At 74.5% G+C, this 13733-nt stretch carries 13 protein-coding genes and 1 pseudogene; 9 read left to right on the forward strand and 5 right to left on the reverse strand.

What is annotated here, in order from left to right; genetic code table 11:
* Nucleotides 1–69 precede the first annotated feature (69 nt).
* Together KPF47_RS09215 and KPF47_RS09220 are read right to left on the reverse strand one after the other, a co-directional pair.
* Nucleotides 70–501: a hypothetical protein gene (locus KPF47_RS09215; protein WP_224388082.1), complete on the reverse strand. Its 432-nt coding sequence runs from the start codon at nucleotides 499–501 to the stop codon at nucleotides 70–72.
* A gap of 417 nt (nucleotides 502–918) precedes the next feature.
* Nucleotides 919–1869: an NADP-dependent oxidoreductase gene (locus KPF47_RS09220; RefSeq protein WP_224388083.1), complete on the reverse strand. Its 951-nt coding sequence runs from the start codon at nucleotides 1867–1869 to the stop codon at nucleotides 919–921.
* A gap of 83 nt (nucleotides 1870–1952) precedes the next feature.
* On the opposite strand from KPF47_RS09220, the gene KPF47_RS09225 reads away from it, so the two are divergent.
* The 3 genes from KPF47_RS09225 to KPF47_RS09235 all read left to right on the forward strand — a co-directional run bounded on the left by KPF47_RS09225 (nucleotide 1953) and on the right by KPF47_RS09235 (nucleotide 7110).
* Nucleotides 1953–2558, forward strand: coding sequence for a TetR family transcriptional regulator (locus tag KPF47_RS09225; RefSeq protein WP_224388084.1), 606 nt, complete (start codon nucleotides 1953–1955; stop codon nucleotides 2556–2558).
* A gap of 419 nt (nucleotides 2559–2977) precedes the next feature.
* On the forward strand, nucleotides 2978–3640 hold the full coding sequence (locus KPF47_RS09230) for an antibiotic biosynthesis monooxygenase (protein WP_224388085.1): 663 nt from the start codon (nucleotides 2978–2980) through the stop codon (nucleotides 3638–3640).
* Nucleotides 3641–3693: 53 nt separating this feature from the next.
* Nucleotides 3694–7110, forward strand: a complete 3417-nt coding sequence (locus tag KPF47_RS09235) for an arabinosyltransferase domain-containing protein (protein ID WP_224388086.1) — start codon at nucleotides 3694–3696, stop codon at nucleotides 7108–7110.
* A 29-nt stretch (nucleotides 7111–7139) separates the two neighbouring features.
* On the opposite strand, the gene KPF47_RS09240 is transcribed toward KPF47_RS09235, so the two are convergent.
* On the reverse strand, nucleotides 7140–7655 hold the full coding sequence (locus tag KPF47_RS09240; RefSeq protein WP_308015362.1) for an Lsr2 family protein: 516 nt from the start codon (nucleotides 7653–7655) through the stop codon (nucleotides 7140–7142).
* A 185-nt stretch (nucleotides 7656–7840) separates the two neighbouring features.
* On the opposite strand from KPF47_RS09240, the gene KPF47_RS39975 reads away from it, so the two are divergent.
* From KPF47_RS39975 to KPF47_RS09255, 3 genes are all read left to right on the forward strand, one after another.
* Nucleotides 7841–7978, forward strand: a complete 138-nt coding sequence (locus KPF47_RS39975) for a hypothetical protein (protein ID WP_224388521.1) — start codon at nucleotides 7841–7843, stop codon at nucleotides 7976–7978.
* Nucleotides 7975–8316 carry a GNAT family N-acetyltransferase gene (locus tag KPF47_RS39980; protein WP_308015363.1) on the forward strand — a complete coding sequence of 114 codons (342 nt, stop codon included), beginning with the start codon at nucleotides 7975–7977 and terminating at the stop codon, nucleotides 8314–8316. The genes KPF47_RS39975 and KPF47_RS39980 overlap by 4 nt, the downstream gene beginning before the upstream one ends.
* 188 nt (nucleotides 8317–8504) lie before the next feature.
* On the forward strand, nucleotides 8505–8984 hold the full coding sequence (locus KPF47_RS09255) for a hypothetical protein (protein WP_224388087.1): 480 nt from the start codon (nucleotides 8505–8507) through the stop codon (nucleotides 8982–8984).
* Nucleotides 8985–8988: 4 nt separating this feature from the next.
* Here the strand turns inward: KPF47_RS09255 and serA are convergent, their stop codons facing one another.
* Complete coding sequence (gene serA / locus KPF47_RS09260; RefSeq protein ID WP_224388089.1) at nucleotides 8989–10188, reverse strand: phosphoglycerate dehydrogenase; 1200 nt, start codon at nucleotides 10186–10188, stop codon at nucleotides 8989–8991.
* Between the two features lie 106 nt (nucleotides 10189–10294).
* Here serA and KPF47_RS09265 point away from each other — a divergent pair, with 106 nt between their 5' ends.
* Nucleotides 10295–10933: a TetR/AcrR family transcriptional regulator gene (locus tag KPF47_RS09265; RefSeq protein WP_224388091.1), complete on the forward strand. Its 639-nt coding sequence runs from the start codon at nucleotides 10295–10297 to the stop codon at nucleotides 10931–10933.
* Complete coding sequence (locus tag KPF47_RS09270) at nucleotides 10930–12186, forward strand: DUF418 domain-containing protein (protein WP_224388093.1); 1257 nt, start codon at nucleotides 10930–10932, stop codon at nucleotides 12184–12186. Before KPF47_RS09265 ends, KPF47_RS09270 begins: the two co-directional genes overlap by 4 nt.
* A 609-nt stretch (nucleotides 12187–12795) precedes the next feature.
* On the opposite strand, the gene KPF47_RS09275 is transcribed toward KPF47_RS09270, so the two are convergent.
* Nucleotides 12796–13023 (reverse strand): DUF3072 domain-containing protein, encoded by a 228-nt coding sequence (locus KPF47_RS09275; protein ID WP_224388095.1) that lies wholly within the window; start codon nucleotides 13021–13023, stop codon nucleotides 12796–12798.
* Between the two features lie 167 nt (nucleotides 13024–13190).
* On the opposite strand from KPF47_RS09275, the pseudogene KPF47_RS40765 reads away from it, so the two are divergent.
* Nucleotides 13191–13538, forward strand: a pseudogene (locus tag KPF47_RS40765) (DNA polymerase ligase N-terminal domain-containing protein); the annotation flags it as partial.
* Nucleotides 13539–13733 lie beyond the last annotated feature (195 nt).

Here is a 13733-nt window from a genome sequence, read left to right on the forward strand (position 1 = left end):
GGGATCAACGACGACGCCCGGCGGAGGTTGCGCACCGTCACCGGGCAGGGCCGTCCGGGGGAGGAGCTGCTACTCCGTCCGATCCTGGTCGCTGCTCCCGGACGGGTCGGTCGTGGGATCGCGCCGCGAGACCTGGTCCTGGCGGGGACGCCCGCCGCGGCGCATGTTGCCGTTGGTGGTGCGCCGGGTCGGGTCCACCAGGCGCTTCCACTTCGCCTGGGCCGCCTGGCGGCTGGAGAGCTGGGCCTGGACGGCGTCGGCCACCTCCTTCCAGGTCATCCCACCGGACCGCAGGGTCCGGATGAGGTCGCGCTCGTAGTAGTCGGCCATCCGGCGCATCTCCTGGACCAGCGCGTACCAGGCGGCGGCCCCGTCGTGGGTGAGTACGCCGTCGGCGGCGCGCTCCTTCATCCCGTCGAGCTGCTGGGTGATCGACTCCCGGCGTTTCGCGATCGACGGGTCGGCCCGCTCGAGCCAGTGCTGCGCTTCGTCGTACCTCATGAAGTCAATGGTTCATTGACGCGTACCTGCGGTCAACCGTTGGGCGACCCCGGCGTGTCGCCGGGGGACCGACGGCCACGGCGACGCCACCCGTCGACCGGGTCGGAGACGACCGTCCGTCACGGCGGTGGAGGGGACCGCGGCCACGCCCGGCCTGACGGCCGCACGGTCGGCGGGTGACCGGGACGCGGTCCGGGGCGGACGACAGGGGAGGGGCGGGCACGACCGGCGCGCGGCACGGCGAGGCCACACCCGGGGTCGTCCCACCCGGCCACCGGCGCCACGCGCAGCCTCCGCCGGGGTTCTCCTACGTCGCCCTGAGGGCGCCCTGTACGGCTCCGTGCGCGGCGCGGCGGCGGAGGGGGGAGTGGACCCCGCCGGACGACACGGGCGGAGGGCCCGAGCCCTCCGGGGCGGTCACGGGACGAGCACGAGCTTGCCGCCGGTACGGCGGGACAGGCTGAGCGCGGCCGCCTCCTGGACGCGGTCGAAGGTGTAGGTGCCCGCGACCGGTACGGCCAGGACGCCCTCGCCCGCGAGCCGGGCGATCCCGGCCATCCGGTCGTAGCACATCGCGGTGCTGGTCCGGACGCCCAGATCGGATGCGGCGGCGAAGTCCGACACGGTGAGGACGCGGTCGGCGACCCCGGTCAGCTCGATCAGGGCCGGCAGCGAGCCGCCTGCCGGGCTGGGCCGCTCGGCGCGGTCGATCCGCCCCCCGGTCGGGCTGGCGTCCAGCGCACGGTCCACCGGCCCCGGGGCCAGCTCGCGGACGCGCGCGACCATTCCCTCCCCGTGGGGCGTGACCCGGGCACCGACCTGTTCCAGGGCGGCCGCCCGGGTCGGCCCGGCGGTGGCGACCACCCGCACACCCCGGTGCCGTGCGAGGCGCACGGCCGTCTCACCCACGGTGGTGCCCGCGCCGTGGACGAGCAGCAGCTCGCCCGGCCGGACACCGAGGTCGTCGAGGGCACGCCACGCGGTCTCGGCGGCCACCGGCAGCGCGGCGGCCCGCTCGGCGCTGACCCCCTCGGGAACGGGTGCCCAGGCCGGCATCAGCGCGTACTCGGCGGCGCCGCCCGTCGGACCGTCGAAGGCGGCCGGGCCGAACACACGGTCACCGATCCGCACGTCGTCGACTCCCGGGCCGAGTGCGTCGACGGTGCCCGCCACCTCCAGTCCGAGGCCACGCGGCAGGGCCGGGAGGACGTCGGCGAGCAGACCGTCCGCGAGGTGCCAGTCGGCCGGTGTCAGCCCGCACGCCTGTACGGCGATCCGGATCCGGCCGGGGCCCGGCTCGGGCCGGGCGACCTCGGCGAGCACGATCACGTCCGGGGAGCCGAACCTGGCGAACTGCTGAGCCCTCATGGCGATCCCCTCAGTGATGACAGCATCTGTTGTCACCGACGGTAGCAGGCGACGACAGTGTCTGTCGTCGTATCCTGACGGGTATGCCGCGCTGGGAATCCGACGCACAGGGCCGGCTCGAACGCGCGGCCCTGGACCTGTTCGAGACCCACGGGTTCGACCGCACCTCGGTCGCGCAGATCGCGGACGCGGCGGGCCTCAAGGAGCGCTCGTTCTACCGCTACTTCCCCGACAAGCGGGAGGTCCTCTTCGCCGGTGGGGAGCTCGAGGCGCACCTCGTCGGGCAGGTGGAGGCGGCCGACCCCGGTCTGGCTCCGGTCGACGTGCTCCTGTCCGCGCTGGGGAGCGCCGAGCGGCTCCTCCGCCCGCGCGGGTACCTCCGGCGCCGGGGGAGGGTGATCGCGGCCAACCCGGCGCTGGCCGAGCGCGATCTGATCAAGCTCGCCGACATCGCCGAGGCACTGACCCCGGCCCTCGAACGCCGGGGTGTCGACCCCGGCACGGCGCGCTTCGTCGTCGACGTGGTCCTGGCGATCCACCGGCGAGCCGTCTCCCGCTGGCTGGCGGAGGAGGACGCCACACTCGCGCAGCTCATGGCCGAGGCCACCGCCGAGCTGCGCGCGGCGATGGCGGCACCGCCCCGGACGTCCCCCGGGCCGACCGAGGACCGCGACCCCGGGTCGTCGTAGCACCTCCGCCGCCGGAGCCGGCGCGATCCTGGGCCGCCGCCGGTCCCGCCCGCTCGGCGATGCCCGGCCGGGATCTCGGGACGGAACGGACTCCGGGACGGTCCTGGCGTCCTTGGGGTGGGGTGTCCGGACGGCGCCGCAGCATCCCTCACCCTTCTGAGGTCAATGAGGCGTTGACGCGTTTGCGTGGTCATCGAAACGACGACCACAGACCCGCCACGGCGACGACCGGGCAGGCGAGCCGGCGCTCGGGCCGGGACCGGCCGGACCCGAGCCGCTCGGAGGGCGGAGCGCCCGGCACAGCGGTTCCACCCGTACCGGCCGGCCGGGGGAGCGGGGCGCCGGCGACCTCGGGTCCCACCGGGCCCCGGAGTGATGTCGTGCGGCGGGGCTGCCGCACACCGGGGTCACCGGTCACCATGCAGACCATGTCCCTCGACACCCGCGACCGGGCCGCCGGCACCACCCCCGCCGCCGCGTCCGCTCCCGCTCCGACCGGCGGCGACCCCGTGACGGTCTCGTTCACCCGTCGTGCCGACCCCGGCCACGCGGCCGAGATGACGGCCTGGATCCGCTCCGGCCTGCTCATGGCCGAAGGCTTCCCGGGCTTCCTCGGCGGCGGCTGGGTCCGCAGCCGCGACGGCTCCGAGGAATGGCACATGCTCGCCCGCTTCGACTCCCCGGAGACCCTCGCGCGGTGGGAGGCCAGCCCGGAGCGCCGCTGGTGGCTCGGCTCGGCCCAGGGTCTGGCGGAGATGACGCGCGCCGAACGCCGCACCGGCATCGAGGGCTGGTTCGACCAGCCCGCCGCCGTGGAGACCGTGGGCCCGCCGCAGATCACACCGCCGCGCTGGAAGCAGGCCACCACGATCTGGCTCGTGTTCTTCCCGATGAACCTGCTCGCCACCGTGACCCTGGGCGCGCTGCTCGCGGACTGGCACGTCGTGCCGCGGCTGGCGGTGACGACCGTCGTCCTCACCCCGGTGATGGTGTACGTGATGCTGCCCTGGATCACCCGTGTCCTCGGCTGGTGGCTGCAGGGCCGCCGGTTCCGCGACCGGCACCACGTCCCGGCGGGCTGATCACCCCCGGGGGGTCCACGGATCACGTGGAGCGAGGCCGCTACCGTCGTTCGGTGCTCACCTCCGAAGCGACGGTCGCCGCGCCGGCTCCGGTCGACACGCTCCGTGACCGTCGACGCCTGCGCTGGGCGGGCCGGCTCGGGCTCCTGGCGTTCGTCCTCGCCGTCGCGGTGCCGTTCCTGCCCGTGGTGCAGCACACCACCACGATCGTCTGGCCGTCTCCGGCCACCGGCACCGCCGACGTCAACTCGCCGCTGGTGGCGCTGCGGCCGGAGACGATGTCGGTGGTCGTCCCCGCCGACGCGATCCGCAGCCTCGACGACCGCGTCGACGGTGCCGCCACGGTGCTGTCCACCGTCCCGCCGGAGTCGCCGGAGGGTGCCCGCTCGGGGATGGTCCTGACCGTCGCCGACGGTCAGCTGACGCTGGTCGACCGCGGCCAGCAGCTCGCCTCGGCGCCGCTGCGCGCGGCCCCGTCGGAGGTCCGGGTCACCTCCGACGGCACGGCGACCACGATCGACCTGGGCTCCGGCGCCCAGACCTTCGAGGGGGACCAGCGCCCACAGGTCGTCGGGATCTACTCCGACCTGGACGATGCGCTCGACCCGACCGGCGGCACCGCGGTCCGGATCACCCCGGACACCCGCTTCGACAGCAGCCCGTCGGTCTGGAAGACCGCGGCCACCGTGATCGCCGGGGTGGCGCTGCTGGGGTCGCTGCTCGCGCTGGCCGGGGTCGACCGGCACCTGGGTCGCAGCCCGCACCGGGCGGGCCGCGACGCCATCGGCGGACTCGCCGGGCGCTGGCCGCCGCGGCTGCGCCGGTGGTGGTCCCGCGCCCGGCCCCGGCCGATCGACCTGATCGTCACCGTCGTGCTGGTCGGCTGGGCCGCGATCGGGGGCCAGACCTCCGACGACGGGTTCACCCTCGGCATCGTGCGCGACGTCCCGACCTCGGGCTACGTCGGCAACTACTACCGCTGGTACGACGCCGCGGAGGCGCCGTTCGGCTGGTTCTACGACCTCTACGCGCTGTGGGTCCGTGTCTCGGACTCCCTGCTCTGGCTCCGGCTGCCCTCGGTGCTGATGGGGATCATGGCCTGGTGGCTGGTCTCCCGGGGTCTGCTGCCGCGCCTGGGCAGGCAGGCGCGCCGCTCCCGGGCCGCGACCTGGGCCGCCGGGATGGTGTTCCTGGCGTTCTGGATGGCCTACAACTCGGGGTTGCGGCCGGAGCCGGTCGTGGTCGTGTGCTCACTGCTGGCGCTGGTCTGCGTCGAGCGGGCGCTGGCCCTGCAGCGGCTGCTGCCGGTCGCGCTGGGCCTGTTCGCGGCCTCGATGGCGGTCGGGGCGAACCCGGCCGGACTGATCGCCATCGCACCGTTCGTCGCCGGGGTGCGCCCCCTGTGGCACCTGCTCGCGGCCCGGGTACGGGCCGTCGGCCTGGTCCCGGTCCTCGCGCCGCTGCTGGCCTCGGGCACCGCGATCCTGATGGTCGCCTGGGCGGACCAGAGCTGGGCCGCGGTGATCGACTCGACCCGGCTGCGGTCCGACATCGGCCCGGACTGGCCCTGGTACACCGAGATCGCCCAGCGCTACGCCCCCCTGTTCGAGGGGCTCGCGGACGGGTCCATCGCCCGGCGCTTCCCGATCCTGCTGGTCATCCTCTGCCTGCTGGCCTGCGTCGTCGTGCTGATCCGGCGCAACCGCATCCCCGGCGCCGCCCTCGGCCCGGCCCAGCGCCTCATCGGCAGCACCGTGATCGCGCTGCTGATCTTCGCCCTGACCCCGACGAAGTGGACCCACCACTTCGGTGACCTGGTCGGCCTGGGCTCGGGCATGGTGGCGCTGGCCGCGATCGCCACCGGCTCGGACGTGTTGCGCTCCCTGCGCAACCGGCTCGCGTTCCTGTCCGCGGTCTTCCTGGTGGCCGCGTTGTCGGCGGCCGGACCGAACCTGTGGTGGTACACGAACAACTGGGGGGTTCCCTGGGCCGGGGAGCAGGTCACCGTGGCCGGCTACGAGCTGTCCACGATCCTGCTGCTCGTCGCGCTGCTGCTCGCCGCGGGTGCGGGGGTCGAGCACCTGCGCGGCATCCGCGAGGAGCGCCACCCCGACCAGCTCGCCGGCGTGGAACGGGCGCTGGGACGGATCCCGCTGGTGGGCCGCTGGGTACGGGCCCGGGACTGGCGGCGGGACGCGTCGTCGGCGTTGCGGGCGACCCGTCGGCTGCGGCTGACCTCGGCGCCGCTCGCGGTGCTGTGCGGGCTGCTGGTCACGTTCAACGTGTGGTCGATGGTCTCGGCCATCCAGGACCGCTCCGGTACCTGGACGATGGGCGCCGACGCGCTGTCGCACCCGTTCGGCGGGTCGTGCGGCCTCGCCAGCCAGGTGTTCGCCGAGCGGCGGCCCGTCGACGGCGTGCTGTCCGACGCCCCGGAGCCGACCGGCATGGCCGCACCGGCCCGGTCCGGGCTGCTCCCGACCGTCGCACCACCGCCGCCGCCGGGGGAGCCGACGTCGACCCCCGCCCCGCTGGCACCGGGGGTCGTCCCCGCCAACAGCCCCGACGCGCAGCTGCTCGACCCCCGCAGCGGGGGCAGCGGTTTCGTCCGCAACGGCATCCCGCCGACCGGCGGCGGGACCGGGGCGTCCGGGTTCGAGTACGTCCTGTCCGGGGGGCTGGGCAGCGACGCGGCGCCCGCGTTCGGCAGCTACGTGCCCCGCGGTGACCGCAACACCGGCACGCTGCGCACCCCGTGGGTGAACCTGACGGCCGAGCAGCGCGCCGGCACCACGCCGCTGGTCGTCACCGCGGCCGGCCGCCTGGGCAACGGGAACCGGCTGACCGTGCAGTACGCCACGCGGCTCTCGGACGGGCGGGTCCGCGTCGTCGAGCAGACCACCCTCGACGACGGCCGGGTGGAGGAGATGCCGTGGCGCGAGCTGCGCTTCGACCTGCCCGAGACCGCGCGGGCGGCGACCGAGGTCCGCATGGTCGTGCAGGACAACTCGCTGGGCGCCGACGGGTGGCTCGCCGTCGCGCCGCTGCGGGCACCGCAGCTGGCGCCGCTGTCGCAGGTCGTGGGCGACCAGCCGATGTTCCTGGAGTACCCGGTCTCACTGGCCAGCCCGTGTCTGAAGCCGTTCCGCACCTCCGGCGGGATCGCCGAGGTGCCGGCCTACCGGCTGCAGGCCGACGGCAGCCAGATGCGCGGTGACGGCGAGGGCTGGTCGTCGCCGCAGGCCGGTGGCCCGCTGGGCTGGATCACCGTGATCGGCAAGCAGGCCGAGCTGCCGACCTATCTGGAGGGCGACCCGGGCCGGGACTGGGGCAAGGTGCAGGCGATCCAGCCGTACCGGCCGAACGCGGTCGCCCCGACCCTGGAGCGCGGCGACGTCGAGCGCTCCGGGCTGTACAGCTCGGGCCCGCTGCCCGCGCCGCCGCCGGGTGTGCCGTCACCGAGCCGGTGACGGCGCCCCGCCGGGCTCGCGCGACGGGGTCAGCCGCTGAACTCGACGGCGGGCGCCGTGGAGGTCGGCCGGTGCCCGGCGGGCGTCTCGTCCTCGGGAACGGTCCGGGCGGGGGGCACCGCGTCGGCGGAGGCCGTCCCCGGGGCCGCTGTCCCGGAGTCGGGACCCGCCGTGTCGCCGACCCCGGCCCGCCGGTGGGCCTCGACGACCTCGGCCGGGATGCGGCCCCGGTCCGACAGCGTCCAGCCGTTCTCCCGGGCCCAGGCCCGCACCGCACGGTTGTGCTCGCGGGTCGCGGCGTCGGTGCCCTCCGCACCGCTGCGCCCGGCCGAGGGCGCCGGAGCCGTGGCGCCGCGTCCGGCGCGGGCGGACCCCGCCGCACGGGCGACCCCGAGGTAGGGCGCGAGGGCCTCCCGCAGCGACGCGGCGTTGTCGGAGGTCAGGTCGATCTCGAAGCGGCGGCCGTCGATCCCGAAATCGACGGTCTCGTCGGCGGTGCCGCCGGTGATGTCGTCGACCAGCCGGATCGTCTCGACCTTCGCCACTGCAGTTCCTCCCGGGGTGCGCCGTCCCGGGCGGGGCCGGGGTCGCCGGAAGCATAACGACGGGCCCTCGGCGGCCGTGGGTGCCCGGCCGGGCCGGACCGACGGACCACAGCCGTCGGACCGCTCCCGGCCAGCCGGAGGTGTGGCGGTGGGAACACGGCCCGGGTGGGAGCAGGATGGCGTGTGTGGAGATCGACACCGACGACCTGTCCGGTGCGCAGGTCCAGGGGTTCCTGGCCGGGCACCTCACCGACATGCGGGACCAGGGCCCCCGGAGAGCACGCACGCGCTGGACCTGGACGGCCTGCGGCGGCCGGGCGTGACCGTGTGGGTCGCCCGAGACGACGACGGCACCCTGCTCGGCTGCGGCGCGCTGAGCGAGCTGGCCGCGGGCGCGGTGCCCGAGCACCCGGCCGCGGAGATCAAGTCCATGCGGACCGCGGAGCACGCCCGCGGTCGGGGCGTCGGCACCGCCGTCCTGAGCCGGCTCCTCGACGCGGCGCGCGAGCGGGGCCTCCGGGCCCTCTACCTGGAGACGGGGTCGGGGCCGTACTGGGCACCGGCGCGGCGGCTCTACGAGCGCTCCGGGTTCCTGCCCTGCCCGCCGTTCGCGGACTATCCCGTGGACCCGGCGAGCGCGCACTACCGGCGCGACGTGTGATCTGACCGTCATGTGATCCCGCTCTCGCCCGGCGGCGGCTGGTGATCTAGAATGCTCTACGAGCCGTAGAACACGGTGCCGACGCCGGACCGTTCGAGGGTCCTCCCACCCGGGCGTCGGGCCCCACCGCGCCGCCTCAGCGCCGGAGGTCCGTCCCGGGACGCGGGGACGGAAATGAGGCCACGGGGATGACGGTCGAAGCGGGCCTGGTCAATGCCGACCTGCGCCGCAAGCGGTCGGTGGATCTGGCACAGCTGATCCACGAGCAGCACGGGGGACCGGTGACCGCGCTCCGCGAGGGCCTGCTGACCTACCCGTACCCGCACCCGGTGACCGACTGGCACCGCGCGCGGATCGTCGTACCGTCGATGCGGGGGACCGGTGAGCTGACGCTGGTGGCCTCGACCGCCCCGGACCGGCAGTCCCCGGCGACCGGCGTGGGGATCTGGGAGCTGAGTGTCACCGGCGCGGAGCCGCTCGCCCGGGGCGAGGCGGAGGGCTGGGCGCGGGCGCTGTTCGGATACCGCTGCGCCCCGCTGGTGTACCGGCGCCGGTCGGGCGGGCTGTTACACCGCCCGACCGGCGTCGAGTTCGTCGTCCACCACGGGGTGCACGGTCCGATGCACCCCTCCGACGTCGAGGAGTACGGCGCGAACGCCTGCGCCTGAGCCCTCAGAGCCGGAAGGACCGCAGCCAGACCGTCTGGGCGGCCCGGCGGAGCGCGGACAGCACGTCCTCGGGCAGGACCTGGTCGGTGTCGGTCAGCACGTAGCCGAGGTCGCCGCCGGTCGAGAGCGACTGCCCGACGACGTTGACGCCCGCGTCGGCCAGCAGCCGGTTGATGTCGGCGAGCACGCCCGGGGTGCTGGTGTGCAGGCAGGCGGTCCGGAACACCCCGGGTGGGTTCGGGGCGCCGACGTTGGGCAGGTTGAGCGACAGGGGAGTGGCGCCGAGCTGGACGAAGTCCAGCAGCTTGCGCGAGACGAACGTTCCGATGCCCTCCTGCGCCTCCTGCGTGGACCCGCCGATGTGCGGGGTCAGGATGACGTTGTCCAGCCCGCGCAGCGGCGAGTCGAACTCGTCGCCCTGCGCCTTGGGCTCGACCGGGAAGACGTCGACGGCGGCGCCGGCGAGGTGGCCGGACAGGATGTTCTCGCGCAGCGCGTGCTCGTCGGTGACCATGCCGCGCGAGGCGTTGATGAACATCGAGCGGGGCTTCATCCGGGCGAACTGCTCGGCGCCGAACAGGCCGGCGTTGCCGGGGCGGCCGTCGACGTGGATGGAGACGACGTCGGACTCGGCGAGCAGCGCGTCGAGGCTCGGCATCCGTCGCGCGTTGCCGTGGGCGAGCCGGTCGGCGGTGTCGTAGAACACCACCTGCAGGCCGATGGCCTCGGCCATGTTGGACAGCTGGGTGCCGATGTTGCCGTAGCCGACGATGCCCAGGGTGCGGCCGCGGAACTCGTGGGCGCCCTTGGCGGACTTGTCCCAGACGCCCTCGTGCATGCGCTGGGTCTTCTCGGTCAGCCGCCGGGCCAGGACGACGATCTCGCCGATGACCAGCTCCACGACGCTGCGCGTGTTGGAGTACGGCGCGTTGAACACCGCGATCCCGCGCTCGGCGGCCGCGGTGAGGTCGACCTGGTTGGTGCCGATGCAGAAGCACCCGACGGCCAGGAGGTCCTTGGCGGCGTCGAGCACCTCGGCGGTGATCGTGGTGTTGGAGCGGATGCCGAGCAGCTGCACTCCGGCGAGCGCGTCGTGCAGCTCGTCTCCGCTGAGCGACCCGGGCCGGGTCTCGACCTCGAAGCCGTCGCGTCGGAACGCCTCGGCGGCGCCGGGGTGGATGTTTTCCAGCAGCAGGACCTTCACCCGTCCAACCTAGGACGTCGGCCCCGCGGCGGGGTACCGGGTCCGTCCGGGGTCACCTCGGCACCGTGATGCGGACATTTCTGGCCGGTCGTGCTAATTTCTGACCATGCGCACTAAATCTAGTACAACCGGCCAGAAACGCCCTTCCGCGATCGAGGAGGCCCGGCGGTCCCAGATCGTCGACTGCGCGGTGGAGGTCGTGGCCGAGCTCGGCTACGCCCGGGCATCGCTGTCGCGCATCGCCGAGCGCGCCGACGTCAGCAAGGGCGTGATCTCCTACCACTTCGCGAGCAGGGACGACCTGTTCGACCTGCTCGTCGAGCAGGTGTACGAGCGGATCACCGAGTTCGTGGTGCCGCAGCTGGAGGCGACGACGACGGTCACGGACCGGCTCCGGGCCCGGTTCAGCTCGATCGCGGCCTACCTGCGGGCGCATCCCGCACAGATGGTCGCGCTCACCGAGGTACTGACCACCGCGCGCGACGCCCACGGCCGTCCGCGGTACGGCGATGCCTTCAACGAGCCGTACTACCAGGCGCTGGAGGAGACCTTCCGGACCGGACAGGAGTCCGGCGAGCTGCGCGACTTCGACGTCCGTGTGATGGCGGTGACCGTCCAGGCCGCGATCGAGTCGATGGTCGCCTACTCCGACGGACATCCCGACCACGACATCGCCGCACACGCCGAGCAGCTCGCCGAGCTGTTCGTCCGCGCCGTGCGCGCCGACCGGCGGGGGGAGTCATGAGCCCGCACGAGCACAGCCCGCCGCCCGCCGCCGGACCGACCCGCGACACCGGTCGGATCCCCGGACCCGACCTCGCACGCGGCATCATGCTGCTGCTCATCGTGCTCGCGAACACCACGTTCTACCTCTACGGCCGGCCGAGCTCCCCGGCAGGCGTCCAGCCGGCCGACGGTTCGACGGCCGACCGGATCGTCCAGGCGCTGCTGATCACCATGGTCGACCTGCGGGTGTACCCGATGTTCGCCTTCCTCTTCGGCTACGGGCTCGTGCTGATCCACCGCAGCCGTCAGAACCGTGGGCTCGACGAGCCCGCGGCCCGGCGGCAGGTGCAGCGTCGCAACCTCCTGCTGCTGGCCTTCGGTGCGGTCCACGCCCTGCTGCTGTGGGGCGGCGACGTGCTGGGCGCCTACGGCCTGACGGGGCTGCTGCTGGTGTGGCTGTTCCTGCGCCGCTCGGACCGCACGCTGCTCGCCTGGGCGGGGGCAGGGACGGGGCTGCTGCTGACCCTCACCGTCCTGGTCACCCTGGATGCGCTCGCGGTCCTGGCCGGCGACCGCACCGCGGGCGACCCGGGGTCCGGGGTGTTCGCGCTGGCGAGGGCGAGCGTGTCCGCCGAGGACCCGCTCCAGGCCGCCGCGGCCCGGATGACGATGTGGCCGGTGATGTCACTGGCCATCCAGGGGCTGCTCGGGATGGTCGTGCCGGTGTCGATCCTGCTCGGGATCTGGGCCGCGCGCCGGCGCGTGCTGGAGCGGCCGTGGGAGCACCGGCGGCTGCTGTGGACCACCGCGGTCGCCGGGATCGCCGTCGGCTGGATCGGCGCGGCCCCGCAGGCGCTGACCCACGTCGGGCTGCTCGACGGACTGGTCCCGGTGATGGGGTCGTTCACCGTCCCGCACCTGCTCACCGGGCTGGCGTGCGGTCTCGGCTACGTCGCGGTGTTCGGACTCGTCGGCGGCCGGCTCGTCGGGCGCCCGCTCGGACCGGCCGGTTCCGCGGTGGTCGCGGTGGGGAAGCGGTCCATGACCTGCTATCTCGCGCAGTCGGTGATCTGTGCGCCGTTGCTGGCCGCCTGGGGACTCGGCTGGGGTGCACAGCTGTCGAGCGCGGGGATGGCCGCCTTCGCCGTGGGGGTGTGGCTGCTGACCGTCGCGTACGCGGTCGTCCTCGAACGGCGGGGGAGGACCGGTCCGGCCGAGGCCCTGCTCCGGCGTCTGACCGAGGGACGACCCCGGGTCGTCGCAGGGTCCTGAACGCGCCGGGCTGCGAGCACCGCGACGGACGGCGGAACTGTCATAACCGCCGGACACTCCGCCTGGCCGGCCCGTCCGGGTGCGCAGGCGCGGTGGTGGCACAGCGGGGCCGGGACCGCCGGAGCGGCGGCCCCGGCCCGGGTCCGGCACGTGGTCCGGGGTACGGGGGCCAGGGGGGCGTCGGAGTCCACGGGCTCGTCGTGCGTCGCGGGCGTGCCCGAAGGTGTGCGGCCGACCGTGGCAACGGCTCCCGTCGCCGTCGGCGGCGCCCTCCGGGGCCCGGCCCGCTCGGTCGGGTGCGCCGCGGGTCGCGGGTCGTACTGATGAGCGCCTGACGTGCTCGTGAGGACCCGGCACGTCCCGGCACCCACGCCCCACGTGCGGGCGCACGAGGCGCAGCCGCCCGGTGCTCGCACGACGGCCCGGGCGAGCGAGGACCTCGTGAACGGGGAGCCCGGGAGCCGACCCCTCCACGACTAGAACTGTCATAACGTGCATTATCGGCTCGCTGTATCGAACCGGGGAGGCACGTGGGCGTCAGGCCTCTGCCGACCCCAGGACGTCGCCGACGGCGGGACGGTCGGCGTCCCGCCGTCGGCGCGACGGGTCTCAGTTCCCGCGGCCGGTCGCGTCCTGCAGCTCGTCGATCCGCTTCGAGGCCTCGGCCTTGGTCAGCTCGTCGAGGTTCTCCGGGGCGTCCTGGCCCGCCTGCTGCAGCAGCGTCTCCAGGTACGAACGCTGCGGGCCGGTCATCGGCTCGTCACCGGTCGTCCAGTCGGCGGGGTCCTTCTCGGCCGTCCCGGGGTCGACGGCGTCGGTGCTGTGGTCGTTGGTCACGGGTCGAACGTATCTTCGACCGGCACTCCCCGCACGTCGAGTCCGACCGGCCTCCGTCGAACTGTCATAACGGCACCCCCGTCGACGCGGGTGCCGGTCACTACGCTGCCGCTGTGCCCCTGGACGAGTACCGCCGCCGGCGCGACCCGCGGCGCACACCCGAACCGGTGCCCGAGCCGGACGCCGCCCCGCCCGGTGCCGCCGGGGACCGGTTCGTCGTGCAGGAGCACCACGCGACGGCGCTGCACTGGGACCTGCGGCTCGAACGGGACGGGGTGCTGGCGTCGTGGGCGGTGCCCAAGGGGCTGCCCGAGGACTCCGAGACCGTCCGGATGGCCGTGCGTACCGAGGACCACCCGCTGGAGTACCTGGAGTTCTCCGGCGAGATCCCGCGCGGCGAGTACGGCGGCGGCGGGATGGCGATCTGGGACCGGGGCCGCTACGACACCGAGAAGTGGAACGACCGCGAGATCGCGTTCGTGCTGCACGGCGAGCGCGTCCGTGGCCGGTTCGTGCTGCTGCACCGGAGCTCGGGCGGGCGGAAGGACGGCTGGCTGCTGCGCCGGACCCGTGAGCAGCCCGACGGGATGGCCGCCGGGGGCGAGCCGCTCCCCCACGACGTCGTCCTGGCGGTCCCCCGGGCCGCCGGCCACCTGCCGGCGGGCGAGGGCTGGACCCTCCGCCCGGTGTTCGGCGGTCGCCGGGTGCTG

Origin of the sequence: Pseudonocardia sp. ICBG1293 (assembly GCF_020131355.1) — a bacterium.
Taxonomy (GTDB): Bacteria; Actinomycetota; Actinomycetes; order Mycobacteriales; family Pseudonocardiaceae; genus Pseudonocardia.

Coding starts and splice junctions, on each gene's coding strand:
- KPF47_RS09265 (WP_224388091.1), top strand. CDS start 10,295: ATGCGCACTAAATCTAGTACAACCGGCCAGAAACGCCCTTCCGCGATC.
- KPF47_RS09215 (WP_224388082.1), bottom strand. CDS start 501: ATGAGGTACGACGAAGCGCAGCACTGGCTCGAGCGGGCCGACCCGTCG.
- KPF47_RS09225 (WP_224388084.1), top strand. CDS start 1,953: ATGCCGCGCTGGGAATCCGACGCACAGGGCCGGCTCGAACGCGCGGCC.
- KPF47_RS09230 (WP_224388085.1), top strand. CDS start 2,978: ATGCAGACCATGTCCCTCGACACCCGCGACCGGGCCGCCGGCACCACC.
- KPF47_RS09270 (WP_224388093.1), top strand. CDS start 10,930: ATGAGCCCGCACGAGCACAGCCCGCCGCCCGCCGCCGGACCGACCCGC.
- KPF47_RS09220 (WP_224388083.1), bottom strand. CDS start 1,869: ATGAGGGCTCAGCAGTTCGCCAGGTTCGGCTCCCCGGACGTGATCGTG.
- KPF47_RS09255 (WP_224388087.1), top strand. CDS start 8,505: ATGACGGTCGAAGCGGGCCTGGTCAATGCCGACCTGCGCCGCAAGCGG.